Annotated in this window: 28 protein-coding genes and 1 tRNA gene; 8 read left to right on the top strand and 21 right to left on the bottom strand. The window is 63.3% G+C overall.

The genetic code is table 11. The annotated features are described in order from the left end of the window. The first annotated feature begins 30 nt into the window (after window positions 1–30). Window positions 31–360, top strand: coding sequence for a hypothetical protein (locus tag SZ64_RS04675; protein WP_054529757.1), 330 nt, complete (start codon window positions 31–33; stop codon window positions 358–360). Here the strand turns inward: SZ64_RS04675 and dnaE are convergent. After that, on the bottom strand, window positions 357–3,827 hold the full coding sequence (gene dnaE / locus SZ64_RS04670; RefSeq protein ID WP_054529756.1) for a DNA polymerase III subunit alpha: 3,471 nt from the start codon (window positions 3,825–3,827) through the stop codon (window positions 357–359). The genes SZ64_RS04675 and dnaE overlap by 4 nt on opposite strands. 131 nt (window positions 3,828–3,958) lie before the next feature. On the opposite strand from dnaE, the gene SZ64_RS04665 reads away from it, so the two are divergent. After that, entirely contained in the window at window positions 3,959–4,576 is a 618-nt protein-coding gene (locus tag SZ64_RS04665; RefSeq protein WP_082384437.1) for a Yip1 family protein, read from the top strand. Window positions 4,577–4,641: 65 nt separating this feature from the next. Here the strand turns inward: SZ64_RS04665 and SZ64_RS04660 are convergent, their stop codons facing one another. Continuing rightward, window positions 4,642–5,328, bottom strand: a complete 687-nt coding sequence (locus SZ64_RS04660; RefSeq protein ID WP_054529755.1) for an ABC transporter ATP-binding protein — start codon at window positions 5,326–5,328, stop codon at window positions 4,642–4,644. Then, window positions 5,321–6,562 (bottom strand): lipoprotein-releasing ABC transporter permease subunit, encoded by a 1,242-nt coding sequence (locus tag SZ64_RS04655; protein WP_054529754.1) that lies wholly within the window; start codon window positions 6,560–6,562, stop codon window positions 5,321–5,323. The genes SZ64_RS04660 and SZ64_RS04655 overlap by 8 nt, the downstream gene beginning before the upstream one ends. Before the next feature lie 215 nt (window positions 6,563–6,777). On the opposite strand from SZ64_RS04655, the gene SZ64_RS04650 reads away from it, so the two are divergent. Then, window positions 6,778–7,659 carry a hypothetical protein gene (locus tag SZ64_RS04650; protein ID WP_054529753.1) on the top strand — a complete coding sequence of 294 codons (882 nt, stop codon included), beginning with the start codon at window positions 6,778–6,780 and terminating at the stop codon, window positions 7,657–7,659. Between the two features lie 156 nt (window positions 7,660–7,815). Here SZ64_RS04650 and recG read toward each other — a convergent pair whose 3' ends face one another. Next, on the bottom strand, window positions 7,816–9,873 hold the full coding sequence (gene recG / locus SZ64_RS04645; protein WP_054529752.1) for an ATP-dependent DNA helicase RecG: 2,058 nt from the start codon (window positions 9,871–9,873) through the stop codon (window positions 7,816–7,818). Window positions 9,874–9,996: 123 nt separating this feature from the next. Between recG and SZ64_RS04640 the strand changes: the two genes are divergently transcribed. The 3 genes from SZ64_RS04640 (at window position 9,997) to mfd (ending at window position 14,299) form a co-directional block, all read left to right on the top strand. After that, window positions 9,997–10,401 (top strand): host attachment protein, encoded by a 405-nt coding sequence (locus SZ64_RS04640; RefSeq protein ID WP_054529751.1) that lies wholly within the window; start codon window positions 9,997–9,999, stop codon window positions 10,399–10,401. Between the two features lie 13 nt (window positions 10,402–10,414). Next, window positions 10,415–10,675, top strand: a complete 261-nt coding sequence (locus tag SZ64_RS04635; RefSeq protein ID WP_054532082.1) for a succinate dehydrogenase assembly factor 2 — start codon at window positions 10,415–10,417, stop codon at window positions 10,673–10,675. A gap of 144 nt (window positions 10,676–10,819) precedes the next feature. Next, window positions 10,820–14,299, top strand: a complete 3,480-nt coding sequence (gene mfd / locus SZ64_RS04630; RefSeq protein WP_054529750.1) for a transcription-repair coupling factor — start codon at window positions 10,820–10,822, stop codon at window positions 14,297–14,299. A gap of 14 nt (window positions 14,300–14,313) precedes the next feature. Here mfd and SZ64_RS04625 read toward each other — a convergent pair whose 3' ends face one another. Continuing rightward, complete coding sequence (locus tag SZ64_RS04625; RefSeq protein ID WP_054529749.1) at window positions 14,314–15,645, bottom strand: GGDEF domain-containing phosphodiesterase; 1,332 nt, start codon at window positions 15,643–15,645, stop codon at window positions 14,314–14,316. A 131-nt stretch (window positions 15,646–15,776) separates the two neighbouring features. Between SZ64_RS04625 and SZ64_RS04620 the strand changes: the two genes are divergently transcribed. Then, window positions 15,777–16,565 (top strand): NAD kinase, encoded by a 789-nt coding sequence (locus SZ64_RS04620; protein ID WP_156313514.1) that lies wholly within the window; start codon window positions 15,777–15,779, stop codon window positions 16,563–16,565. A gap of 86 nt (window positions 16,566–16,651) precedes the next feature. Further along, window positions 16,652–16,726, top strand: a tRNA-Asn gene (locus tag SZ64_RS04615). A 76-nt stretch (window positions 16,727–16,802) separates the two neighbouring features. Here SZ64_RS04615 and SZ64_RS04610 read toward each other — a convergent pair. From SZ64_RS04610 to SZ64_RS04545, 16 genes are all read right to left on the bottom strand, one after another. Next, window positions 16,803–17,957, bottom strand: a complete 1,155-nt coding sequence (locus SZ64_RS04610) for a tyrosine-type recombinase/integrase (protein ID WP_054529747.1) — start codon at window positions 17,955–17,957, stop codon at window positions 16,803–16,805. 3 nt (window positions 17,958–17,960) lie between these two features. Next, window positions 17,961–18,137 carry a hypothetical protein gene (locus SZ64_RS18530; protein WP_156313512.1) on the bottom strand — a complete coding sequence of 59 codons (177 nt, stop codon included), beginning with the start codon at window positions 18,135–18,137 and terminating at the stop codon, window positions 17,961–17,963. Beyond that, window positions 18,134–18,826 (bottom strand): DNA methyltransferase, encoded by a 693-nt coding sequence (locus SZ64_RS04605; protein ID WP_054529746.1) that lies wholly within the window; start codon window positions 18,824–18,826, stop codon window positions 18,134–18,136. Before SZ64_RS04605 ends, SZ64_RS18530 begins: the two co-directional genes overlap by 4 nt. A gap of 506 nt (window positions 18,827–19,332) precedes the next feature. Beyond that, entirely contained in the window at window positions 19,333–19,551 is a 219-nt protein-coding gene (locus tag SZ64_RS04600) for a hypothetical protein (RefSeq protein ID WP_054529745.1), read from the bottom strand. Then, window positions 19,551–19,778: a hypothetical protein gene (locus tag SZ64_RS04595; protein WP_054529744.1), complete on the bottom strand. Its 228-nt coding sequence runs from the start codon at window positions 19,776–19,778 to the stop codon at window positions 19,551–19,553. Before SZ64_RS04595 ends, SZ64_RS04600 begins: the two co-directional genes overlap by 1 nt. Beyond that, window positions 19,775–20,797, bottom strand: coding sequence for a recombinase RecT (locus tag SZ64_RS04590; RefSeq protein ID WP_054529743.1), 1,023 nt, complete (start codon window positions 20,795–20,797; stop codon window positions 19,775–19,777). The genes SZ64_RS04595 and SZ64_RS04590 overlap by 4 nt, the downstream gene beginning before the upstream one ends. Continuing rightward, complete coding sequence (locus SZ64_RS04585; RefSeq protein ID WP_054529742.1) at window positions 20,797–21,372, bottom strand: 3'-5' exonuclease; 576 nt, start codon at window positions 21,370–21,372, stop codon at window positions 20,797–20,799. The genes SZ64_RS04590 and SZ64_RS04585 overlap by 1 nt, the downstream gene beginning before the upstream one ends. Before the next feature lie 11 nt (window positions 21,373–21,383). Beyond that, window positions 21,384–22,181, bottom strand: a complete 798-nt coding sequence (locus tag SZ64_RS04580) for a hypothetical protein (protein ID WP_054529741.1) — start codon at window positions 22,179–22,181, stop codon at window positions 21,384–21,386. Window positions 22,182–22,195: 14 nt separating this feature from the next. Then, complete coding sequence (locus SZ64_RS04575) at window positions 22,196–22,588, bottom strand: hypothetical protein (protein WP_054529740.1); 393 nt, start codon at window positions 22,586–22,588, stop codon at window positions 22,196–22,198. Further along, window positions 22,585–22,767: a hypothetical protein gene (locus SZ64_RS04570; RefSeq protein WP_054529739.1), complete on the bottom strand. Its 183-nt coding sequence runs from the start codon at window positions 22,765–22,767 to the stop codon at window positions 22,585–22,587. The genes SZ64_RS04575 and SZ64_RS04570 overlap by 4 nt, the downstream gene beginning before the upstream one ends. Beyond that, on the bottom strand, window positions 22,764–23,714 hold the full coding sequence (locus tag SZ64_RS04565) for a phage Gp37/Gp68 family protein (protein WP_054529738.1): 951 nt from the start codon (window positions 23,712–23,714) through the stop codon (window positions 22,764–22,766). The genes SZ64_RS04570 and SZ64_RS04565 overlap by 4 nt, the downstream gene beginning before the upstream one ends. Further along, the gene (locus SZ64_RS18525) at window positions 23,707–23,871 is read right to left on the bottom strand and encodes a hypothetical protein (RefSeq protein ID WP_156313510.1); all 165 of its coding nucleotides are present in this window, start codon (window positions 23,869–23,871) and stop codon (window positions 23,707–23,709) included. Before SZ64_RS18525 ends, SZ64_RS04565 begins: the two co-directional genes overlap by 8 nt. Continuing rightward, the gene (locus SZ64_RS04560) at window positions 23,868–24,197 is read right to left on the bottom strand and encodes a hypothetical protein (protein WP_054529737.1); all 330 of its coding nucleotides are present in this window, start codon (window positions 24,195–24,197) and stop codon (window positions 23,868–23,870) included. Before SZ64_RS04560 ends, SZ64_RS18525 begins: the two co-directional genes overlap by 4 nt. Continuing rightward, window positions 24,190–24,450 carry a hypothetical protein gene (locus SZ64_RS04555; protein WP_054529736.1) on the bottom strand — a complete coding sequence of 87 codons (261 nt, stop codon included), beginning with the start codon at window positions 24,448–24,450 and terminating at the stop codon, window positions 24,190–24,192. Before SZ64_RS04555 ends, SZ64_RS04560 begins: the two co-directional genes overlap by 8 nt. Beyond that, window positions 24,447–24,809 (bottom strand): hypothetical protein, encoded by a 363-nt coding sequence (locus SZ64_RS04550; RefSeq protein WP_054529735.1) that lies wholly within the window; start codon window positions 24,807–24,809, stop codon window positions 24,447–24,449. Before SZ64_RS04550 ends, SZ64_RS04555 begins: the two co-directional genes overlap by 4 nt. After that, window positions 24,806–25,165 (bottom strand): hypothetical protein, encoded by a 360-nt coding sequence (locus tag SZ64_RS04545; RefSeq protein WP_054529734.1) that lies wholly within the window; start codon window positions 25,163–25,165, stop codon window positions 24,806–24,808. The genes SZ64_RS04550 and SZ64_RS04545 overlap by 4 nt, the downstream gene beginning before the upstream one ends. Window positions 25,166–25,168: the final 3 nt, after the last annotated feature.

Genomic DNA, 25,168 nt, shown 5'->3' with positions numbered 1-25,168 from the left:
CGCCATGGCAATCGAAGGCACGGGCGCGGAATGAGCGCCGTTCAGCAGGCCAAACTTGCCCTTGTGGACGTGACCGGCCTCGCGAAGGACGCGCTGCATATCTATGTTTCGCTGGTGGTTTTCTTCGGCGCCTGCCTGATCTTCCGCTGGAAGGCATGGCAGGTGAAGCCGTTGCTGGCGGTGCTGCTGGTGGCCGCCTTCGGGGAGGTGCTGGACCTGCTCGACCAATATGCGAACGATTGCCCCCTGATGTGGGGAGAAAGCGCCAAGGATCTGGTGAACACGGGCATGGTGCCCACCATCCTGATGCTCAGCGCGCGGCTGAGCGGGATCTTCCGGAAAGATCGGGCCGAAGACTAGGCGACAAGCCGCAGATTGGTGCGCCCGCCCTGCGGCCGGAAATCGCTGACCGTCAGGCCTTCGATGCTGGAAAGCCGTTCCACCAGCTCGCCATCCAGGGCGAAATCGCGGCCAAGGCGCAGCAGCGGCTTGCTCTCAAGCCCGGCATCGAGCCGCGCCAGCACTTCGCCGCAGCCCGGATTGCCCGGCAGCAGCGCCAGGCCGAGCTGGCGCAGCGCATCCTCCGTCTCGATCTCCACCGTCAGCATCATGCGGGTGGAGCCGGTCACTTCGGACAGTGGCCGCGCGCCGCGCACGGTAACGCGCGGCGGCTCGTCTGGGCTGGGCGCATCGAGTTCCACCGTCAGCAGCACGCAAGTGCCGTCCGCCGCCCATTTCTGGAACGGCTCGACAAGGCTTTCCTCGAAACAGGCGGCGCTGAACTGGCCCGAACTGTCGGAGAAGTCCGCCCGGACGAAATCGTTGCCCTTGCGCGTGCGGCCCCGGTTCACGCCTTCCACCATCGCGGCCATCACAGCCGTAGTCCGTCCGCCACCGGGAACACCGCCTTCCATCAGGCTAGCGAAAGAGCGGGCGCCATTGGCCGAAGCGACTTCGCGATAGCTCTGCACCGGGTGCGCGGCGAAGTAGAAGCCGAAATTCTCCCGCTCCTTCGCCATCTGCTCGGCCTTGGGCCATGCAGGAGTTTCGACGAGGCGCAGGGCCTGCTCCTGATGGCCTTCGCCGCCGAACAGCCCGGCCTGCCCGCTCTCCCGCTCGCGATTGGCGGCATCGGTCACGGCCAGCAGCATATCGGCATTGGCCAGCACCTTGGCGCGGTTCGGCTCAAGGCAATCGAAGGCCCCCGCCCCTGCCAGCCCTTCAAGCTGGCGGCGGTTCATCGCCCCGGGCGGCATGCGCCGGAACAGATCTTCCAGGCTTTCGAACGGGCCATTTGCCTCCCGTTCCGCCACCAGGGCATCCATCGCCTTTTCACCGACGTTGCGGATACCGGCCAGCGCATAGCGCACGGCGTGGCCTTCATGCGTCTGATCGACCGAGAATTCCGCTTCCGACGTGTTCACGTCCGGCCCGGCGACCTCGATCTTGTTCCGGCGCATATCATCCACGAAGACGGAGAGCTTTTCCGACTGGTGCATGTCGAAGCACATGGAGGCCGCATAGAACTCATGCGGATAATGGGTCTTCAGCCATGCAGTCTGGTAGGACAACAGCGCATAGGCCGCCGCGTGGGACTTGTTGAAACCATAGCCGGCGAACTTGTCGATCAAATCGAACAGCTCGTTGGCCTTGCCCTTGTCGATGTCCGATACTTCCTTGCACCCTTCCACGAAGCGGGCGCGCTGGGTGTCCATCTCGGCCTGGATCTTCTTGCCCATGGCGCGGCGCAAAAGGTCGGCATCGCCGAGCGAGTATCCGGCGAGGATCTGCGCGGCCTGCATCACCTGTTCCTGATAGACGAAAATCCCGTAGGTTTCGGACAGGATGCCTTCCAGCTTGGGATGCGGATATTCGATCTCCGCCTCGCCGTTCTTGCGCTTGCCGAACAGCGGGATGTTGTCCATCGGGCCAGGGCGATAGAGCGAGACGAGCGCGATGATGTCGCCGAAATTGGTCGGCTTCACCGCCGCCAGAGTGCGGCGCATGCCTTCCGATTCCAGCTGGAACACGCCCACCGTGTCACCGCGCTGGAGCAGTTCGTAGACCTGCCTGTCATCCCACGGCAGCGTATCGAGATTCACCTCGATCCCGCGCCGGGCAAGCAGGTCCACCGCCTTGCGCAAAACCGACAGGGTCTTGAGGCCGAGGAAGTCGAACTTCACCAGCCCGGAATCCTCCACGAACTTCATGTCGAACTGCGTCACCGGCATGTCCGAACGCGGATCGCGATAAAGCGGTACAAGCTGCGCCAGCGGCCGGTCGCCGATCACCACGCCCGCCGCGTGGGTGGAGGAATTGCGCGGGAAGCCTTCCAGCTGCATCGCCAGATCGATCAGGCGCTTCACATCCGGATCGGAATCGTATTCGCGCTTGAACTCGGCCACGCCGTTCAGCGCGCGCGGCAGCGGCCACGGATCGGTGGGATGGTTGGGCACCATCTTGCACAGCCGGTCCACATGGCCATAGCTCATCTGCAGGATGCGGCCCGTATCGCGCAGCACGGCGCGGGCTTTCAGCTTACCGAATGTGATGATCTGGGCCACGTGATCGTGCCCATATTTCCGCTGCACATAGCGGATCACTTCGCCGCGCCGCGTTTCGCAGAAGTCGATATCGAAGTCCGGCATGGAAACGCGTTCCGGGTTGAGGAAGCGTTCGAACAGCAGGCCCAGCTTGATCGGATCGAGATCGGTGATGGTCAGCGCCCATGCCACCAGCGAGCCTGCGCCCGAACCGCGCCCCGGCCCCACCGGAATGCCGTTTTCCTTCGCCCATTTGATGAAGTCGGCAACGATCAGGAAGTAGCCGCCGAAGCCCATGCGATTGATGACGTCGATCTCGAATTCGAGGCGTTCGTCATAGACCTTGCGCTGTTCCTCGGTGAGGTCCTCATAAGGCTCGAGACGGGCGGCAAGGCCGCGCCGGGCATCTTCCGCCATCATCCGCGCTTCGCCTTCCTTGTCGCCGGCAAGGCTGGGCAGGATCGGCTTGCGCTTTGGCGGCGCGACGGCGCAGCGGCGGGCGATAGTCAGCGTATTGGCCAGCGCTTCCGGCAGGTCCGCGAATTCCTCCTCCATCAGCTCGGCCGATTTGACGAAGGCCTCTGGCGCGGAGCGTGGCCGGTCCGGCGCGTCGATCTGGGTGGAATGCGCGATGCACAACATCGCGTCATGCGCGGCGTGGAAGGCTGGTTCTGCGAAATTGGCGGGGTTAGTCGCCACCAGTGGCAGGCCCCGCGCATAGGCATAGTCCACCAGCGCATCTTCGGCTGCTTCCTCCACGGGGTCGCCGCGGCGGGCCAGTTCGATATAGAGGCGGCCGGGAAAGAATTCCTCCAGTCGCTGGCCATATTCCCATGCGGCTTCGGCCTTCCCGTCAGCAAACAGGCGGGCCATCCCGCCTTCGCCAGCGCCGGTAAGCGCGATCAGCCCGGCATTATGCGCGGCCAGATCGGCGAAGGTGACATGCGGTTCCAGTTCCAGCGGACGGTCAAGATGGGCACGGCTGACGAGGTGGCACAGGCTGTTCCAGCCATCCGTATCCTGCGCGAACAGGGGCAGGTAATCGACCTGTTTCCCGTCTTCCCGGATAACGCCCAGCAGCGTGCCGATAATCGGCTGCACGCCCTGTTCCCGGCAGGCCCCGGCGAAGGCGACCGTGCCGTAAAGCCCGTTGCGATCGCAAATGGCGATAGCCGGGAATTTCCGTTCCTTCGCCAGCTTGGCGATAGCCTTGGGATCAATGGCCCCTTCCAGCATGGAGAAAGAGGAGAAGACCCGCAAAGGAACGAAGGGAGCGAATGCCATGCAGACAGAGGTAGCAACCGCGCACCGCCGATCAAGACCGGTGACAGACATGCTGGGGAAAAGCCTTTCGGCTTGCGATTCCTCGCAAAACAGGGTCCACTCGCCGCCCGGCTACCGAGGGGAGACTGGCCATGTCGGATAATCCGTTGAGTTCCGAAAATACCGCCTCGCTCATCGCACGTGCGAAGGCAATGATCCTGAAACCCAAAGAAGAATGGCCAACGGTCGCGGCCGAACCTGGTGACACCCAGGGCATCCTTATCAAATACGCATTGCCGCTGATCGCCATTGGTGCGCTGTGCAGCTTCGTCGGCAGTCAGTTGTTCGGCTACAACGCGGTGATCGTCACCTTCAGGCCGAGCCTCGGCTTCTCGCTGAGCATTGCGATTTCCAGCCTGGTACAATCGGTGATCGCCCTGTTCGTGGTGAGCTTCGTGGCCAATTTCCTCAGCCCCAAATTCGGCGGCAAGGATGATTTCGGCTCTGCATTCAAGCTGGTTGCCTATTCGCTGACGGCGGCATGGGTTGCAGGCTTCCTCAGCATCATTCCGATGCTGGGCGGCATCGCCGCCATCGTGGGCGGTATCTACAGCATCTATGTGCTGTTCCTGGGCGCCACGCCGGTAATGGCTGTGCCGCAGGACAAGGCGGGCGGCTACATCGCGGTTACCGTACTCGCCGCGATTGTCGTCTCGATCGTGCTCAACATGGTCGCTGCGACCATCGTTTCGCCGGGGATGATGCTCTAAGGCGGAAATTCAGTGAAGGGGGGCTTCTTGCGGGAGGCTCCCTTTCAGACCCAATCCTTCAGGCCCTATTCCAGCACGCCGTCATGCAGGCGCACCACGCGGTCCATCGCCATGGCGAGCCGTTCGTTATGGGTCGCCACCAGCGCCGCACTGCCCTCGCCGCGCACCAGCTTGACGAATTCGGTCAGCACCTTGTCGGCGGTGGTCTCATCCAGATTGCCGGTGGGTTCATCCGCCAGCACCACTTTCGGCCGATTGGCCAATGCGCGGGCAACCGCCACGCGCTGCTGCTCACCGCCCGAAAGCTGGCTAGGCCGGTGCTCCAGCCGCGCGCCCAGCCCCAGCGAAGTAAGCAATTCGCGCGCGCGCCCTTCCGCTTCCGCACGGCTCTTGCCGGCCACGAGTTGCGGCAAAGTGACGTTTTCCAGCGCGTTGAAGTCCGGCAGCAGGTGGTGGAACTGATAGACGAAGCCGATGTAATCCCGACGCAGGCCCGTTCGCTGATCGCCGTGAAGCGCGCTGGCATTGTTGCCCGCGATCTCGATCCGCCCGCCAAAGCCGCCTTCCAGCAGACCCACAGCCTGCAGCATGGTGGACTTGCCCGAACCGGAAGGGCCAAGCAGCGCCACGATCTCGCCCGGCTGGATCGCCAGGTTCACGCCGCGCAGAACGTCAATCTTCACGCCGCCCTGTTCGAAGCTGCGGGTAAGGTTGGTCAGCTGGACCACGGGCATCATATGGGCATTACTCATAGCGCAGCACCTGTACCGGATCGGTATTGGCGGCGCGGAAGGCCGGATAGAGCGTAGCGACGAAACTGAACACCAAGGCCATCACGCTGATGCCGATCACTTCGCCCGGATCGGTGCGACTGGGCAGTTCGGTCAGGAAGCGGATCGAGGGATCCCACAGGTTCTGCCCGGTAATAATCTCGATCCCGCGCACGATGGACTGGCGGAAGAACAGGAACACGAAGCCCAGCACCAATCCGGCCAGCGTGCCCATCGCGCCGATGACGAAGCCGGTCGTCACGAAGATCTTGAGCATGCTCGTCCGCGTGGCGCCCATGGTGCGCAGGATCGCGATGTCCCGCGTCTTGGCGCGCACCAGCATGATGAGCGAGGACAGGATATTGAACACTGCGACAAGCACGATGATGGACAGGACGACGAACATCGCCACCCGTTCCACCGCCAGCGCCTCGAACAGGCTGGCGTTGATTGTCTTCCAGTCAGAAATCACGGCCACGCCGGCCAGCTGGCGCTGAACAGGCGCGAGAATTTCGGTCACCTTGTCGGCATCGACGGTCTTCACCTCGATCATGCCGACCGTGTCGCCGATCAACAGCAGGGTCTGCGCATCCTGCATCGGCATGATGACGAATTTCTCGTCATAATCGTAGACGCCCACTTCGAAGATGGCGCCCACTTCATAGCCAATCTGGCGCGGCACCGTACCGAAGGGGGTGGCCCGCCCGGCCGGATTGATGATGGTGATCGTATCGCCGATCCGCGCGCCGAGATTTTCCGCGAGCCTTGCGCCGATGGCCACCTTGCTGGCGCCGGGGCGCAGCTGGGCAAGGCTGCCGGATACTTTCTGCGATTCCAGCCGGTTGATATCCTGCTGGGTATTGCCGCGCACCAGCACGCCTTCGACACGGCCGTTGAATGTGACCAGCAGCGGCTGCTCGATCAGCGGAGAGGCACGCACGACACCGGGCGTCTTGCGGACTTCCTTCAGCACGTCCTGCCAGTTTTCCAGCCGACCGCCATAGGCCTGAATGATCGCATGGCCATTCAGGCCGACGATCTTGTCCAGCAATTCGGCACGAAAGCCGTTCATCACGCTCATCACGATGACGAGCGCGGCAACGCCCAGCATCACCGCCACAAGGCTGATGCCGGCCACGAGCGCGATGAATGCTTCTCCCTTACCGGGCAGCATGTAGCGCTTGGCGATGGTCCATTCGAAAGGCGAGAGGATCAAGCGTGTAGCTTTGCGTTGTTTCCGTCCAAGTGGCCGGGGTTTAGAAGCGCGCCCCTGCCTAGGCAATGGAAAAGGCCCGACGGGAAAACGCCCGGCCCGCCTTGTTGGCGGTTGGTCGAATTATTGCCCGAAACCGCACCATTCGCCCTTTCGACAAGGAGTAGGCAATCCGGCTCTCTCGGCCTATCCTGCGCGAAAGGGCTTGGGAGAGGCCGATGATCATTGGAAGGAAAGCCGCCTTCGGGCTGGCGATCACGCTTGGTTGTGCAACCGGTGCGGCGGCCGAAAATGCCGATTATTATCGCGGCGGCTGGCGCACCGATGGGGCAGACAGTCACATCTATCAGTTCGTGATCCGGGGCGAGAAGGTCACCGGCGTCTATTGCACCCAATGCGCCGATGCGACGACCCTCGCCCCGCTGGAAGGCGCATTCAGCGAGGATGGCGGGATTACCTTCACCATCCGCCATTTGAAGGCGGACGGCGGCCCTGACGGCCAGACCAAGGCCACGGCGCGGCTGGAGAATGGCAAGCTGATCGTCACCGGGACAACCGGCGGGCGAAGCTTCCGGCAAGAGACGATCAAGGATCCGCGCGGCCCCGATGCCGGGCCATATCCGGTTTCCGTCCTGCCGCCTGACGCACCGCCCGTTCCTGTACTCAAGCCATCCGGCCCTGGCAGCCCGCCGCCAGCGCCCTACCAGCAGCCGTCACCATGGCGGACGATTTCTGCCAATGACGTCGAGGGCGTGTGGCTCGGTTTCGGCGTGGGCATGAACAAGCAATATTTCCTGATCCGCCAAGATGGCGAGCGCCTGTTCGGCCTTGCCTGTGGGCGCTGTGACAATCCCTACACCTTTGGCGCGCTGGAGAATTTCCGCATTGAGAACGACACGCTGGAATTCGACATCGTCCATCAGGACTGGGGCGAAGGCACCGTGCTGCCCTTCACGCGCCATGTCACGGCCCATATCGCCATGAACGAAATGCGCATGGATGCGCGCCGGGCGGACATTCCCGGCGGCGCGCCGATTATCGCGTCGCTGGTGGGGCCGATTGCGCTGGAAGCGACGAAGGGGAATGTGGTGGGGGAGTAGCGCCACATCCGCCCTTCCTGAGCCTGTCGAAGGACGCGCGCCAACTTCGGCCCAGTCAAAACACCAAGCGCGCAAACGACCATCGCGCCTCGGGTCAACTGTCGTGCGCGTCCTTCGACAGGCTCAGGACGGGCGGATTTTGAGCACGGGCCGGTATCATCCGCCCCGCAGCAATTGCACGCCCCAGTCCCGCTCGAACAGATAGAGCAGAAGTCGCGCCGCCTCCCCGCGTGGGCTGGCAAGGCCGCCGTCACGGTCGATCAGCAGTCGAGCATCGTCATGGGCAAGCGGCAGGAGGCGCTGAATCTGGTCGAGCGTAGCCACATTGAATGCAGATTCCCCCGATTGCCGCGTGCCGAGCAACTCGCCGCCGCCGCGCAGCTCAAGGTCTTCCTCGGCAATGCGGAAGCCGTCCTGTGTCTCGCGCATCAGGGCCAGCCTTTGTTTGGCCGTCTCCGACAGTTCCGCCCCGCGCAGCAACAGGCAGACCGATTTTTCCGAACCGCGCCCCACCCGGCCACGCAATTGGTGAAGCTGGGCAAGGCCGAACCGCTCCGCCTGTTCGATCACCATCAGCGTGGCATTGGGCACGTCCACGCCCACTTCGATCACCGTCGTGGCGACCAGCACCTTCGCCTGTCCGCTGGCGAAGCGTTCCATCGCCGCGTCCTTCAGTTCCGGCTTCAGCTGCCCGTGCACCAGCACGACCGCGTCGCCGAAACGTTCCTTGAGCGACGCGTAGCGCGCCTCGGCCGCGGCAAGGTCTTCGCCTTCATTCTCGCGCACCATGGGGCAGACCCAATAGGCCTGCTGCCCGCCCGCAATATGCCGTTCGATCCCCGAGACCACGTCCGCGATCCGGTCGATTGACACGACCCGCGTGTCGATCGCCTGACGGCCCGGCGGCATCTCGTCGAGGCGGGAAACGTCCATCTCGCCATATTGCGCGAGCGTAAGCGTGCGGGGAATCGGCGTGGCCGTCATGGCAAGGCAATGCGGCGTCACCCTGCCCTTCTGGGTCAGCATCAGGCGCTGGCCGACCCCGAAGCGATGCTGTTCGTCGATCACCACCAGCCCGAGATTGCGATAGGCGACCGCCTCCTGAAAGATCGCATGGGTGCCGATCACGATGTCGATGCTGCCATCGACCAGCCCCATCAGGATACTCTCGCGCGCCTTGCCCTTGTCCCGCCCGGTGAACAGCGCGACATTCACTCCCGTGGGCGCGGCAAGGCGGCGGATCGTTTCGAAATGCTGGCGCGCGAGGATTTCCGTGGGTGCCAGCATGGCCGCCTGCGTCCCTGCTTCCACTGCCACCAGCATGGATTCGAGCGCCACCACTGTCTTGCCCGCGCCGACATCGCCCTGCAGCAGGCGCAGCATCGGGTGGCCCTGCGCCATGTCCCCTTCGATCTCGCCAATGGAGCGCTTCTGCGCGCCGGTCAGGCCGAAGGGCAATTGCAGCTTCGCCCGCAGCGAACCATTGCCCTGCAGGGGCTGGCCGCGCCTCGTGCGGTTGCTTTCCTTCACCAGCATCAGGGCAAGGCTGCTGGCGAGCAATTCGTCATAGGCGAGCCGGTCCCGCGCGGCGGCATGTTCGTCCTTATGGGCGAGCATCAGCGCATCGCGCCATGCAGGCCATTTCTGCCGTTCGAGCAGGCTCGGCTCGATCCATTCGGGAAGTTCCGGCGCTCGGGCCAAAGCCTGCGCCACCAGCCCGGCGACGCGCGGCTGGGTCAGCCCTTCGGCCAGGCGATAGACCGGCTCCACCAGCTTGCCCGCGAGGCGGCTGCTTTCTTCCTCCACATGGTCTGGGTGGACGATCTGAAGCATCTGGCCATATTGATCGAGCCGCCCCGCGATCCAGCGCTTCTCCCCCAGCGGCAATTGCTTGCGCGCCGTGTAGGAGGCTCGGCCGAAATAGGTCAGCGCGCAGATATTGCCGAGCGAATCCTGTGCCATCACCCGGTAAGGCCCGCGCCCGGCCGAGGCACGCTGATCCACCGGAGTAAGCGCAACAACGATCTGTTCGCCTACGCTCGCCTGATCGAGATTGTCCACCGCATGGCGCAGCACAAAACGCTCCGGCAGATGGTAGGCAATGTCCTTCACCCGCGCCAGGCCGAGCTTTTCCAACGGCTTGAACAGCTTGGGTCCGACGCCATCGAGGGCATCGGATTCGACGAAAAGCGGGTTTAACTGGTCGGGCCGCATTGATGCTCCTTGCCCCAATGACGGAAAATTCGCCAGATTTGACACAGCGCATTAAATTGGCTGGATCAGATGCCCATATGGCAACCGCCCCCCGAGGGGGCCAATGTTTTGAGGAGAAGCTGAATGTTGCTGCCCCATGGTGCCGTTATCGCTCTGGCCGACGGATCGAAGTTCGAACTCTATCGCAACAGCGGCAATGAAGCCGAACCCGAACTGACCGCCCTGCCTTCCCCCAAGCTCGACGAGCATAATCACGGATCGGGCGGCCGCCATTATTCCAGCGCGGGCAATCCCCAGGCCAGCCTTCAGGAAGAAGACGCTCACGCCGCAGGCGTTGCCGCATGGCTCAACAGCCAGGTGCTTGGCCACAAGATCGAAAAGCTGGTGGTCTTCGCCGCGCCGCGCACTCTGGGCGAATTGCGCAAGCATTATCACAAGCAGACCGAACATGCCCTGCTGGGCGAGTTCCACAAGGATCTGGTTGGCCACAAGCCCGAGGACATCCTCGAAGCGATGAAGGCCAAGTAAAATGCCCGGCGCCATGACCTTCGAATCCCGTCTTGCCCGTGCCAAGTTCCGTGCTTGGCATCGCGGCACGCGCGAGGCCGACTACATGATCGGCGGTTTCTTCGACCGCCATCATGCCGGTTGGGACGAGGCAGCGCTCGGCTGGTTCGAGACGCTGCTTGACGAGGATGATGTGGAGATCATGGCCTGGGCATTGGAAGCGCAGCCCGTGCCGGAAAAATATGCCGGCCCGATGATGCGCCAGCTCCAGATGATCGATTACGTGAAGATCTGACTTCCTGCAGCAAAGGCCGCAGGGCATTCGACATTTCCGGCTCACCCGGTTAGGGGAGCAGCAGATTTCGCAGAACCCGTTTGCGCACCCAAAACGCGCAAACGGGTTTTCGCGCGTGCGCTGACCAGACGGATTTGCTGAAAAATGCCCGATTTCCAACGTATCCTTTCCGCCAAAACGCCCCTGACGCTCGCTTCCATCGCGCGCGGGGCACAGCCGCTGGTACTGGTGGACCTTGCGCGCGCGGCAAAGGGCCGAGCCGTTTTCGTCGCCCCCGACGATGCGGCCATGCGCGCAGTGGCGGATGCGGCGGCCTTCTTCGCCCCCGAACTGGAAGTCATCGAATTCCCGGCATGGGACTGCCTCCCCTATGACCGTGCCAGCCCTGCCCTCTCCATCAGTTCGCAGCGCCTGTCCGCGCTTCACAAGCTGCAGCGGGGCAAGAAGAACGGGCAGTTGCTCGTCACTACCGTCAACGCCCTGCTCCAGCGCGTCCTGACGCCGTTCCGCATTCGCGAATCCGTGCGCGAGATCGTGCCGGGTATGCAGATCGGGCATGAAAGCCTGATCGCCCTGCTCCAGCGGCAGGGCTATTCCCGTACCGACACTGTGATCGACGCAGGCGAATTCGCAGTGCGCGGATCGGTGTTCGACATCTTCCCCTCGGGCTTCGAAGGCGGGCTGCGGCTCGATTTCTTCGGGGACGAGTTGGAAAGCCTGCGCCTGTTCGATCCTTCAACCCAGCGCAGCACCGGCATCGTGGAAGGCCACTTGCTGCTTCCTGCCAGCGAGGCCCTGCTGGACGAGGACACCGTGAAGCGCTTCCGCACACGTTATCGCGAGATGTTCGGCGCCAATGCCACGGGCGATCCGCTCTATCAGGCCGTCAGCGACGGGCGCCGCCTTGCCGGCATGGAGCATTGGCTGCCCCTGTTCGAGGACAAGCTTGCCACCCTGTTCGACCATCTTTCCGCAGACGATGTGATCGTGATCGACACGGGCGCCATGGGTTCCGCCGACGAGCGGCTGGGCGATGTGGAAGATTATCATCAGGCCCGCGTCGAAGCATCCGGGCAGGCGGCCGGTTCCTATCGCCCGCTGGCCACCGATGCGCTCTATCTCTCGCGTGCCGAATTTGCCGGGCACCTGTCGGGCTGGCCCGTCCACCGGAGCGATATCTTCGCCCAGCCCGAAAGCGCGGGCGTGATCGACTTCGCCTTTTCCGGCGCGCGCGATTTCGCGCCCGAACGCGCCCGGGGCGACAATGTGTATGAGGCTGTGGCCAAGCACCTCAACACCATCGGCAAGGCTGGCAGGAAACCGCTGATCGCCGCCTATTCCCAAGGTTCGCGCGCGCGCATTTCCTCGATCCTTGCCGAACAGGGCGCCGAACCGAGCCTTGCCGACAGCTGGCAGGAAGCGCTTGGCATCGCCGCCAAGGGCAAGCCGGTCGCGGTGGTCCTCCCGCTGGAAACCGGATTCGCCAATGCTGAAATGGAAGTGGTCACCGAGCAGGACATGCTGGGCGACCGCCTCGTGCGCCGCCGCAAGCGCCGCAAGGATGCCGACGCGTTTCTGGCCGAACTCTCAGCACTCAATGCCGGGGATCTGGTCGTCCATATCGAACACGGCATCGGCAAATATCTCGGGCTGGAAGCCATTGCCGTCGGCAAGAGCCAACATGACTGCGTGATGCTGGAATATGCCGGCGGGGATAAGCTCTACATCCCGGTCGAGAATATCGACGTCCTCACCCGCTACGGCTCTTCAGACGAGGCCCTGCCGCTCGACCGGTTGGGCGGCGAAGCATGGCAGAAGCGCCGCGCCAAACTGAAGGAACGCATCCAGGCCATCGCAGCCGAACTGCTGCGCACGGCTGCCCTGCGCGCCCTGCGCAAGGCCCCTGCGTTGGTGCCGGATGAGAGCGGCTATAACCAGTTCGTCGAACGCTTCCCCTGGCAGGAAACGGAAGATCAGGAACGCGCCATCGAGGACGTTCTGAACGACCTTGCGGAAGGCAAGCCGATGGACCGGCTGGTCTGCGGCGATGTCGGTTTCGGCAAGACCGAAGTGGCCTTGCGCGCCGCCTTCGTGGCCGCGATGGAAGGCCAGCAGGTGGCAGTCGTGGCGCCTACGACCCTGCTTGCCCGCCAGCATTTCGAGAACTTCTCCGCCCGCTTCAACGGCTTCCCGCTCAAAATCGGCCGCCTCTCCCGCCTCGTACCGCCCAAGGAAGCGGCCGAAACGCGCGACGGGCTGGAAGACGGCACGGTGGACGTAGTGGTGGGCACCCATGCGATCATCGCCAAGCAGGTGGAGTTCAAACGCCTCGGCCTTGTGATCGTTGACGAGGAACAGCGCTTCGGCGTGAAACACAAGGAACGGCTGAAGGAACTGAAGGCCGACGTCCACATGCTCACCCTCACTGCCACGCCGATCCCGCGCACTCTGCAAATGGCCATGAGCGGGCTGCGCGAACTCACTACCATGCAGACCCCGCCGGTCGATCGCCTGGCGGTGCGCACCTATGTGATGGAATGGGACGAAGTTGTGATGCGCGAGGCCCTGCTGCGCGAGCATCATCGCGGCGGGCAGAGCTTCATCGTCGTGCCGCGCATCGCGGACCTGCCTGACATCGAGGACTGGCTGCACAAGACGGTGCCGGAAGTGAAATATATCTCCGCCCACGGCCAGATGGGTGCACGCGAAGTGGAAGAGCGCATGGCCGCTTTCTACGAGCGCCGCTATGATGTACTTCTTTCCACCACCATCGTGGAGAGCGGGCTGGATATTCCCAGCGCCAACACGATCATCATTCACCGGGCGGACCGCTTCGGCCTCGCGCAGCTTTACCAGCTGCGCGGCCGCGTAGGCCGGTCAAAGCTGCGCGCCTATGCCTATCTCACCCATCCGCAGGACCAGCAATTGTCAGAAGTCGCGGAAAAGCGCCTGAAGGTTCTGGGCGATCTCGATGGGCTAGGCGCGGGCTTCCAGCTTGCCAGCCACGATCTGGACATTCGCGGCGCGGGCAATCTGCTGGGCGACGAGCAGTCCGGCCATATCCGCGAGGTGGGCTTCGAACTCTACCAGTCGATGCTGGAAGACGCGATCCTCGCCGCCAAGGCCGGCGACATGGGGCTGGAGCGCGACAGCAGCGGCCTCTCCCCGCAGATCACGGTCGATGCCCCGATCATGATCCCCGACGATTACGTGCCAGACCTTGCCGTGCGCATGGCGCTCTATCGCCGCCTGAACGACGCCAAGGGCAAGGAAGAGCTGGATTCGCTGGCGGCCGAAATGATCGACCGCTTCGGCCCCCTGCCGTCGGCGACCGAGAACCTCGTCAAGCTGATCGAGATCAAGCAGCAGGCCATCGTCGCCAATATCGCCAAGGTGGACGTTGGGGCGCGCGGCACGCTGGTGACGTTCCACAAGGATACGTTCCCCGATCCCGCGGGCCTGCTTGCCTATGTCGAGCGCCTGCAGGGCACGGCACGCCTGCGGCCCGATATGAAGCTGGTGATCGAACGCGCTTGGGGCGATCCCAAGTCGCGCCTCAACGGCCTCTATCAGCTTACCAAGGGGCTTTCAGGTATCGTGAAGCGGGCAAAGAAGGCTGGGTGATCCGGCCTCCCCCGTCAGAGAAGGGGAGAATGGCTCGCCGCGAACAGGCGGAATTCCGCCACGTCCATTGGCTTGGCGCGCAGGAACCCCTGATAGGAAGCGCAACCTTCCGCCGCGATCAGGCGGCGCTGATCCTCCGTTTCGATGCCTTCGGCGATCACGTCGAGTTCCAGCGCATGTGCCATGGCGAGGATGCCGCGGAACACTGCCAGATCGCGCGGATCGTCAGTGATCCCGTCCACCATCGTCCGGTCGAGCTTGAGGTAATGCAGCGGTAGAATCTTGAGATAGCGGAAGTTGCAAAAGCCCGCGCCGAAATCGTCCAGCGCGATGCGGATGCCCAGTTCCACCAGCCTGCCCAGCGCCTGCGCCGAACGGTCAAGATCGGTCAGCAGGGCCTGTTCGGTGATCTCAAGCGTCAGCCGGTCCGGGCACAGGCCCGCAGCCTTCACCACACCGGCAATGTCGTCCGCGAAATTGCCCACGGCAAGGTCTGCCGGAGTGACATTGAGCGACAGGCGCAATGGATCGGGCCAATGGGCCGCCTCAGCCACGGCGCGCGCCGCGATGTGGCGCGATAGCTGGGCGACATGGTCCGCCCGCTCTGCAATGGCGAACAATGCGCCCGCCCCGATCCGCCCGAGCAGGGGATGTTCCCAACGGGCCAGAGCCTCGGCCCCGACCAATTCGTCATCATCGGCGCGGAACTGCGGCTGATAGAGAATCTCGATCTCATCGCGGTCCAGCGCAGCCAGAAGGTCCGCCTCAAGTTGCGCGCCGCTGCGCCCGGCAATGCTGACATCGCCATCGACCCACACGACCCGCCGCCCGGTTTCCTGCCGCGCCCGCTCCAGCGTTTCGGCAAGACGGCCGAACACGGCATCGGCGCTTTCCTGCTTGAGCGTGCGCATCAGCGCGATGCGAGGCCAAAGGCGCAAGGTGCCGGCCCCAACTGGGTTGGCAATCGGGCGGGAAACGCTCTCCGCCAGCGTTTCCGCCAGCCATTGCCAGCGTTCGCGGCTGCACGGCTCATTTGCGGCGAGCAGGAAATTGCCCCCGCCCATGCGCGCCACCACCCACTCGCCCGCCAGTTCATCGGCGGCAAAGCGCAGGATGCGCGCGGCAACAGCCACGAGGGCGGAATCTCCCGCTGCCTCACCATAGGCGAGGTTCACTGTGTCGAACCTCCGGAGGCCCAGCATCAGCGCATGGATCGGCGCCGTCTCACCTTCCAGCACCGCCTTTTGTTGCCAGGCCACGATGCGCGCACGCGCACCGTCAGAGCCGACAAGGCCGGTCAGCGTATCGCGATTGTCGTCCAGCACTTCCGTTAAATCGCTTGGCATCAGCTTTGCCCTAATGCGCCATGGTTAGGAATTCGTTCGCACCCTTGCGATTGCAAATGTCTTTGCGGCTTCATAGGTTGAAGCCAATTGCACAACGAAGAACGTTGCGACAGCCGGAGGCACAATAAATCGTGAGCCAGGGACATGCCTACTCGGCACTTGCCATGGTGGCATCGGACACCCCGCAGGCTCAGGAAGCCGCGCGAGAGCTGGCCGCTGCCGTGGACTGGGTGCCGATGGAGCGAGCCAAGGCTGTGGTGGTTCTGGGTGGTGACGGCTTCATGCTGCAAACCCTGCACCAGATGATCGACGGGGGCCGCGTGCTGCCCGCCTATGGCCTCAATCTCGGGACGGTCGGCTTCCTGATGAACCGGTTCAGAAGCGGCAGGAAGCTGGTGGAGCGGATCAACCGCTCGCGCGCCGTGGCGGTCGATCCGCTGCGCATGGAGGCGTTCACCCGTTCCGGCGAAGCGCAGGTCCATTACGCCATCAACGAAGTCTCCCTGCTGCGTGAGACACGCCAGACGGCGAAGATCGAAGTGAGCGTGAACGAGAAGGTGCGGATCGAGGAACTGGTCTGCGACGGTGTACTGGTGGCCACGCCCGCCGGATCGACCGCTTATAATCTTTCCGCGAGCGGACCGATCCTGCCGCTCGATTCGCAACTTCTGGCTCTTACGCCGATCAGCCCCTTCCGGCCCCGCCGCTGGCGCGGCGCCTTGTTGCCCGATCGCAGCCGGATCAGCCTGCGCGTCCTGGACCCGGACAAGCGGCCCGTGGCAGCAGTGGCCGATCAGAAGGAAGTGCGCGACATTGCGGAGGTGCATCTTGAAATCGCGCGAGACAAGGAATTGACCCTGTTGTTCGACCCCGGCCACAGCCTGGACGAACGCATTGTCGCCGAACAATTTATCGCCTGAGCAAGAACCTGCATAAAATTTGTTTTTGGCCGCTTGCCAAACCATGCCGGCCTGCATATAGGCCCACTCCTGCCCGTCAGGGCTGCTCCCCGATAGCTCAGCGGTAGAGTAGGTGACTGTTAATCACTTGGCCGTAGGTTCGAATCCTACTCGGGGAGCCACTACTACCACAGAAACCTCCGTTTTCTGTGCCTCACAGTGAACGGAATGTCTCACCTAAAACGAGGGTGAGACATTCTAGTCGTTCGCAGTGAAGCGATATTCATCCGTTTTCTCTCCCTCTCGGGAGTGCATTTCCCACCGCGCCAGGGCGGTTATGGCATTGTCTGCCAGCCTCTTCTGGTTCGCGCTTTCGATGTAGTGGGCCAACGTCTCGTCACGAGTCTGCCCGCTCAGCGACTTCATGGTCTTGTTGGCCATTTCAAGTTCCGCCATGCGCCGCAACGTCGCCTTGCGCAGGCCATGTGCGGTGCAGTGTGGAAGCTCTGCAGCGATGCAGGCCTTCTTGAACCAGTTGCCGAAACTTTCCTTCGTGAAAGGCTTGCCGCGCTTCGTCATCAGGAAGCAGAACGGGCTCGTATGCTCGGGCGGCAGAGCAACGATCGCTTCGAGCAATTGCGGAGCCATCGCAACCCAGAGAACCTTACCCGTCTTTTCCTGCGTGATCGGAATACGCCCGTCGCGGATCTGAGCCTTACCCATCTTCACGACATCGGAGCGGCGCTGGTCGGTCCATAGAAGCAGTTCCATGGCGAGACGTTCGCGGCTGCCCAGCTTGTGATGCGCCCGGAATCGATCGATCTCCGCTTCGGTCCATGAGTGGAAGCCGGTGGACTTCTCACCGCGTGGCTGCTTGACCTTTTCGGAGAGGCGCACCGGGTTCTTCTCGCAGAAACCGCTCTTCACCGCGAAATCGAACAGGCGAATCAATTCCTTGCGGAGTTTGCGTGCGGCGTGGATGCCGCCCTTGGCCTTATTGCCTGTTCCAGTCTTGATCATCTTCTTGGCAACGATCTTGTCGATCGCCTCGAACGTAACGAGGCTCACGGGCCTATCGCCCCGCCCCGCCCGGAAGTCTTCGATCACGGCGCGGATCTTCGCCTGTGTCACATCGGATGGGCCAAGCCTTTCCGGCACGGCGAGATAGCGATTGACCAGGTCATTGAGCGTGCCCGGTGCGGCGCGTTGCTTCGGAGTCTCCGGAGCCGCATCTTCGATAGGGTTTAGGAACGCATCGTATTCGGCCCAGAACGCCTTGCTGCCGAACGGTGCGACGAAATAGCCGCCCTTGAGGCCCTTCTTGCGGAATCGCAAGCGTTCGGAGCCGTGCTGGCTCTTGAACCGCGAGACGTGAGGGGGGAGGAAGGCGTTCGACTTCAAGTGCTTGCCCATGCGCTACTCATCATCCCAGGGGTTGCGCGCCGGCGAATCGTTCGGCGCCTCCCCGATGATGATCTCGATTTTCTGGTTCACCAAATCCATGACGATGCGGGCGCGCGGAATCCCTGCCGTGACTACAGCCTTGGTGGCACGGTCAATGTCGGCCTGGGTGATGCGCGCCGGCGCTGTCATGCCGCCCTCGCCTCCATCTCAGCCACTGCTGCACTTATGCGGTTGCAAGCTGTCTCGAAGTGCTTGGGGTTCTTCTCGATGCCGTAGAAGCGCTTGCCCGCCCGGATCGCTGCAACGCCGGTGCTGCCTGTGCCCATGAAAGGGTCGCAGATCGTCTGGCCGTTCACGTTCGCCATGATCTTCGCCATGACGCGGTCAGGCTTCACGGTCGGGTGATCGTAGATCTTCGAAGGCGCCACCGGCGCAAAGACATAGCGGTGCATGTCTTCATGGGCGCCAACCGGGTGTAAGCCTTCATTCCAGGCATGGAAATAGGGCTCGCTGTCGAAGATGTAGTTCTTGTTCCGGTGCGGAGCCGGGTTTTCCTTGATCCATTGGCACAGCACCATTCGGCGGAAGTTTCCGCGCAGGTGGTCGCCCAGATCCAGAAGCTGGTCGGGATGGAAAAACACGATGCAAGACCCGCACAGCAGCGGATTGATGATGCTGTGATCGAAGCCCTTGTCCATGCCTTCCGCGATCAGCATGTGCGTTGCCTGACGTGCGGCCCGGAATTTCCCGGCCCCGACCGCGTTGAAGCGATATGGCGGGTCCATCACGTCCACGTCCATGCGGCCCAGCGTTGGTCTGATGGCGTAGGCGTCACCGAGATAGAGGGTTGCCTGACCGATGGTGATGGCCTCTTCCATCAGAATTCCCCCGGCAGCGGATCAGCGAGGCTCAGCACGCCGGCCGAACTTGTCAAGCGGCTGGGCGGCCGCAAAGCCGCGAAACCACCAGAGCGCTTCGGCAAGGCCATTGTCGAACTGTTCGTGACTGGTCATCCGATCACCTCAAATTCCTTAATGTCGAAGGGGTGGCCCGTGAGCGTCCAGCGGCAGGCTCCTTTGTCCGTCGCGGCCCAGCCAGCAGGCTCTTTTGCGCGCGTGTCGTAGCCATTCCGGAGAATGACATGCACACGCTTGCCTTGCGCCTCTGGTGGGCAATGTCCGGGGTTCGGCCGCACCGCATCAGTCCTTGCCCCGGAAGTGACGGACGACTTTCCCACCGTCCCAGAAGCCGCCGAGAATGCCATGGCGCGGGACAGAGCCGGGTGCGTAGGTCCTGGCCGCGAGCAGGCGTGCCCGCCGTAGATCCGGATCAAGTCCGCGAAGGACAGGCACGCGCCATGTGATCATCTTTCCCGCGCCGGACATCAGGCCTGATTCCTGTCGATGCCGAACTCTTCCTTGAAAGCGGCGACGTATTCGTCCCACTTCTCGGGAGCGAGGGCGCCGCGCTCAGGGACGCTGGAGTATGAGTAATACCGGATCGGCTCGACCTCTTTGCCCGCCTGGTTCTTGCGCTCGCAGAGGACATAGCCTTCACCGGTTGCCCGGAAGCTGATCTTGAGCGGCTGTCCGAAGCTGCTCATCAGCTCTTCCCCTTCCGGGCAGCGGCGCGCTTCGCTTCGCGCGCCTGACGCGCCAGCAGGGCGGTATCCTTCGGATTGCTGACGCCGAGCTTGCTGCCACGACCGTTGAAGAACTTCTTCCGGGCCGGGTTGGCATAGAGGCGAACCTCGCCCTTCCAGTTCCTGCTGGCGTGGACCTTGTGCGACGGCATGACCTGCCGCTGGATGCGGCGAATGAAGCTGCTCACTGGCCCAGCTCCTTCCACTTGGCGGCAATGGCCGCATCGACCTCGCGCGCCGTGTCGTCGTCATAGACCGCGCGGGCATTCACCCACTCGTTATCGACGTGCTTGAGGCCGGCGAGGTTCTTTGCCGCCGCGATGCTCTCGCGGATCTGGCGCAGTTTCGCATCGGAGGGGCTTTCCTCAGCATCGGAATGAGCCTCGCCCATGTCCTCATCGGCGCGGCCTTCCTGCCATTCGCCGGTATCGGCCTGGCGCGCGGTTTCCTCGTCAACCTCGGTCATGCCGCGCGCATCGGTCTGCGTGTCCTCGACCAGTTCACCGGTGTTGCGGTCGAAGTTCGGGATCTCATCGCCAAGTTCCTCGCCCAGCGTCTTACGGTCGGGCATGGTCTGGGCCTGCGGAGTGATGTCGATGACGTTGCCGACCTCGATTTCTTCGTCACCCTCGGCAAAGATGCCGGAGAAGCCGAAGGCGACGCGCGCGCCCTGCATCAGCGCACGATGGCGCAGCATGCGGCGCGGTGCGGTCTTCCATGGATCGGTGGGGCGCTTGCACTCTTCGAGATATTCGATGACCTTGACCGGGTGCTGGCGATCCTTGCGATAGATGATCGCCTCGATCGCTTCGATGCCGCCCTTCTCGTCGGCGTGATAATCGAACTCGATCCCGTCAAATGCGGGATGCTCGTTCATAATCCTGATCCAGCCATCGACCGAAACCATCGGCACAATGCCGCTGCCCTTGGCCGGGAAGGCATACATTTCCTTGAGCAGCGGATTGAGGCCGTATTCATTAGCCACCACGACAAGGGCGAAGAATTCCTCGTCGCTCCGGCAGGCAGAAAATACCGTGCTGCGCAGGGTCTTCTGCAGCGCCTGGGGAGAGATTTTCAGCTTAACCGCCATCGCCTCAAGGGCATTGCGCGGCTTCTGCTCAGCCTGCCGTGCCGCAATGGCGCGCTGCTGGCTCTCTTCGATTTCACGGTTGGCGGTGGCTACGGCCATGGAACGTGCGTTTCCCATCAGGAAAGTCCTTTCTCGCGGAAGTGGAAGAAGATGCGGGCCGCTGCGTCGCAATCCGGGCGAGCGCGGTGAGCGTTGGCGTGTTCCTCGCCAAAGAAGTGGCGGATCGTCTCTGCCAGCGAGGGCCATTTGTAATCCCGTTCATGCCGGGCGCGCGGGCTGGGGATTTTGCAGTGGCTGGTGCTGCGGTGCATGGTGCAGAAGGTCGGGCGGGGATTATCCCACTTTTCGCCGCGCACACGCGCCGCCATGATCCGCATCATCCGAATGTAGAAGCTGACGTTGTGACCAATGACGACTTCGGCTTCATCGATCAGGCTCAGGAACCGGGTCAGGGCCATGTCCGGGGCAATACCTTCGGACTGGGCAATCTCGGTCGTGATGCCATGGATCGCTGCCATGTCAGCCGGGATCTCGATGCCAGGATTGATGATGGCATCGAAGCTGTCGATTTCCACGCCGCTGCGGTCGAACAGGCTGCAAGCCAGATCGACGACATGTGGCTGACGGGGATCATCGCTCGGTTCGTTCCAGAGCGGCAACCCGGTGGTTTCAGTGTCGAATACAAGAAACATGCTTTCCTCCCTCAGCGAGTGACGGCTTTCGTGGCCTGCCAGATGTGGACACCTGCGATTTGGCGGACACCGGCCTTGACGCGGCGCGCGACGGCCTTCTCGACGGCCTGCCGGACGCCCTCGTCATCAAGGACCTCGATCACGGCGAGCGTGTAGTCGTTGACCTGGCTCTGCCATTCCTTGCGGCCCGACACGATGACGCCGGTATCCGCGCTGCGGATCGGCTCAGGGGCCTTGGGGATCACCACCGGCGCGGCAACGACCTCGACGGCTTCCATGGCCTCAACATCGCCCTGCCCTTCGGCTGCGGCACGCTGGCGCTCGGCCTCGGCTGCCGCCTCGGCTTCGGCACGGGCACGCGCTTCCTCGGCGCGGCGCGCAGCCTCGCGCTTCGCTTCCTCGACGCGCAGAAACTCGGTCTGCTTCGCCGTGATGATGTTCTTCGCTTCGGTCAGATCAGCCAGCAGGCGGTTCTTCTCGGCATCCGCCACGCGCCCCGCATCGAGATAGGGCTGCTTGACGGTCTTGTGCGTATCGTTGACTGCGCCTTCCATGGCGCGGATCTGCTTCACCAGATCACCGGCCAGCGCGGCCTTTTCGGCGGTATCCACCACGGCACGGTCAGCGCCGGCGCGCAAATCAGCGATGCGCTGCTCGAACTGGGGGTGCTTCTCGATCATGCCCTCGCGGAAATCGATCTTCACCTGCTCTTCGGGCGGGGGCTGATTGTGCCCGATGCCTGCGCTGACGGGGTTTTCGCCGGGCAGCGGGGCTTCGGGTTCAGCGATGGCGGGCTTGGTGATGGGCACGGCGTTTCCTTTCGTCAGAACGGCAGTGGAGCGGTGAGCGGGTCGTAGCGGCGCTTCGGATCGGCAAAGGCCGACTTGGGGGCGTGATCGCGGGCCCAGACCTGCTTGCCGCAGTATTGGCGGTATTCCTGCTCGGTGATCGGTGAGCCGCCGCACTTGGGCCAGGCGTCGTCGAAGTCGATCGGCTCGCCATTGGCCTCGGCCTGCCAGCGCCAGGAGCGGTCCAGCACTTCACCAGTGTCCGGGTCGTGCGGCGGGCCGTACCAGATGCGGATTCCGGCCAGCACGCCGCCGCTGCGCAGCTTCATGCGGTAGAAGCCCGCCACGGGGCGTTCGACTTCGAGCGCGCCTTCCACGATGACGGGGCGACTGGTGCGCTCGGCGTAGGGGGTGGTGGAGCGGGTCACTTCGCGCCCTCCCCCGTCTCGACATATCCGGTTGGCTCAAACGCCACGGGCCTGCCGCTGGCGTATTCCCAGCGCCCACGCCAACGCGCGACGGCTTGCTCGCTGCCGTTGCCGATCAGGCGGAAATTGCCGTTGCGGGCCGTGTCGTCGATGGGGTGGAGGGGTTGGCGGTCCGTCATTCCGGGAACTCGCTGTGCTCGACGTTGTCCAGCAGGCGGCCGGCGCTCTTCTTGCCGACGCGCTGCATTTCCATGCCGTGCGGCCCACGCCGGGGTGCATATTCGCCAAGCTGTTTCAGGAAGAACGCCACGCCAGCGGCAGCGCATTGATCGCGTAGGGACCTGGCCCAATCGGTATGCATTATGCGGGCTGCGCGACCGCTTTCGCCGCCGACGATGACCCAATTGACCTTATGTACGCATGGCCATGTGCCATCAACGTCTTCACCGGTCAGGCAATTGATGAAGAACCCAGGGTGATATTCAATATTCGCGAGATCTACCGCCCCAAGCAGTGGTTCCATGGAAAGGAACCTCACCGCAGCAGGAGTATCCAGCAAATAAGGAATGCGCTCATCTGCCCGCGCCTGATCCTCAACCGAGACGCCAAGCCAGACGTTAGGGAGGCACGAATTCTCCGCTTGGCGCATGAGAAAATCTGCTTGCGCGCCTGACGATCCGCCCAGCGAGCCCATCATATCAGCAATGGCACCAGCTCCGGTCGCAGAAGTAATCCTGTCACAATAACTTGCCATCCGCGCGCTGCGCTTCGTGAGCACCTGGAACGTGTGCTGCGGGCACAAAGCCATCACCGCGAAAACGCGGTCGATCCATTCGTCAGGCACGTTCTCGTGAAACAGATCGCCATGCGCGCAGACGAAGATTTTGCGCGGCCGGCGCCAGCGCAGCGGCTTGAGCAATTCAGCCTCATTGAAGCGAACCTCTCCGGTCCACACCGGCCCGGCTTTGCTCGGCCGTGTCAGCCCCGCCCGGCTCGCGACATTGCGCAGCCGCGTTCCCGCCAGTTTCATGGCGTAGCAGTTCGTGCAGCCCGGGGATGTGACGCTACAGCCCGTGACCGGGTTCCACGTCGCATCGGTCCATTCGATCGCGGTTCCGTCAGCCACGGCGACCTCCCCAGATCTTGCCCAGGAAGTATTCCGCCATCAGGCCCAGCGTGATCGCGCCCGCAATGAGGCCGATCACCAGCACCGGGCGCGCCGGTTCGGCATCGGCCTCGCGCTGGACGGTTTCCGGCCAAGGGGTTTCAGACCCGGCCGTCATTCGACAGACCCACCCTTGGGATCTTCGATTTCGACCTTCTCGCCGTTGATCTCGATGAGGCCGGGACGAAGAGACGTGATCATGCCGGTGACGCCGACAAGAGCTTTCGCGTGGTTGCTCAACCAGCGTGCAAGCGGCTTCTCGCCCTTGTTCTTGGCGTCAGCCGAGGAATATGCCGCAGCCGCATAGAGGCCGAAGGGATGCGAATATTCTGCTGCAGCGCGCAGCAGCGCGTCTTCGGGAGTTTCAGCGTCAACATAGGTGTGACCTGGATCGGACAAAAACGGAGCAGCAAAGCTGTTCGTCTCGATATAGAATTCAGCCAAAGCGGTTCTCCCACGCCCACGGGCTGCGCTCATCGGCGGCGTAGGCGGCAAAGCGGATTTCATCGGGGATCAGCGCCGCCTCGCGCCGGGCGCGCTCAGCGATCACCTGCGGCACGATCTCGGCCTGATTGTCGATAATGGTGAAGCGTGGCCCCTCCGGGGCGCGGCGATCGATGGGGCGAACCCTTCCGCCACAACGGATCGGCGGAATAGCAACCAGAGGAAGCGCGCGGCGGCGGATTGCGGGCGTCACTTGACCCTCCCGCCCGGCGCGATCTCGCCGGCAATGACGGCGCCAATCCCCGCCGCGACCGGATCGGTCAGCAGCAGGAAGGCCGCAAAGACGAGAACCACGGTCCACAGGGACAGAATGGAACGGGAGCGCGTCGAGCAAGCCCCCCTCGGGTGAAACGAAATCGCCCCCGTTCCATGCTGTTGCACCGGGGCACCGGTGCGCGCGGCGGCCGGGTTGCCCGGCCTGTGCTTCTGAATTTCTGGCTCAATCGCCTCGTCGCGGTCGCAGCACCATTTCAGGTGGGCCCGGCGCGTGATGCGCTGATCGGCGGTCAGGGCGTTGTCGCGGCGCAGCGTGGGTTCGTGGGGCGCGGTCATGCCGCCTCTCCCAGTGCCGCAGCCGCAATGGCCGCGTCGATCACTTCGTCATGGAACGGAGCAAGGCACCCGCTCGGGGCGCGGAACATCATCGGGAAGCCGCTGCGCACCATCCATGCAAAGCGGGCCTGAGTAGGCGTGAAGCGCCAGCGGGAGACGCCAAGGCGCTGGCGTTCATCGCCGCGCACCGCGTCATAGACCGGGCGCCAGAAGCCGTCGCCGTCCTGCTCCTCGTCCTCGACGAGAACCCAGCCATCGACCGGATCAATTCCGGGAACCGCGCCGGGAATGGCTCCACCGGGGAGAGCGCTGTCCCGTCCCTCCCCGGCTTCGCCTATCGTCGTGCTTCCAGACAACGA

Source organism: Erythrobacter sp. SG61-1L (genome assembly GCF_001305965.1).
Classification (GTDB): domain Bacteria; phylum Pseudomonadota; class Alphaproteobacteria; order Sphingomonadales; family Sphingomonadaceae; genus Andeanibacterium.
This window is presented reverse-complemented; position numbering and strand designations above follow the sequence as displayed.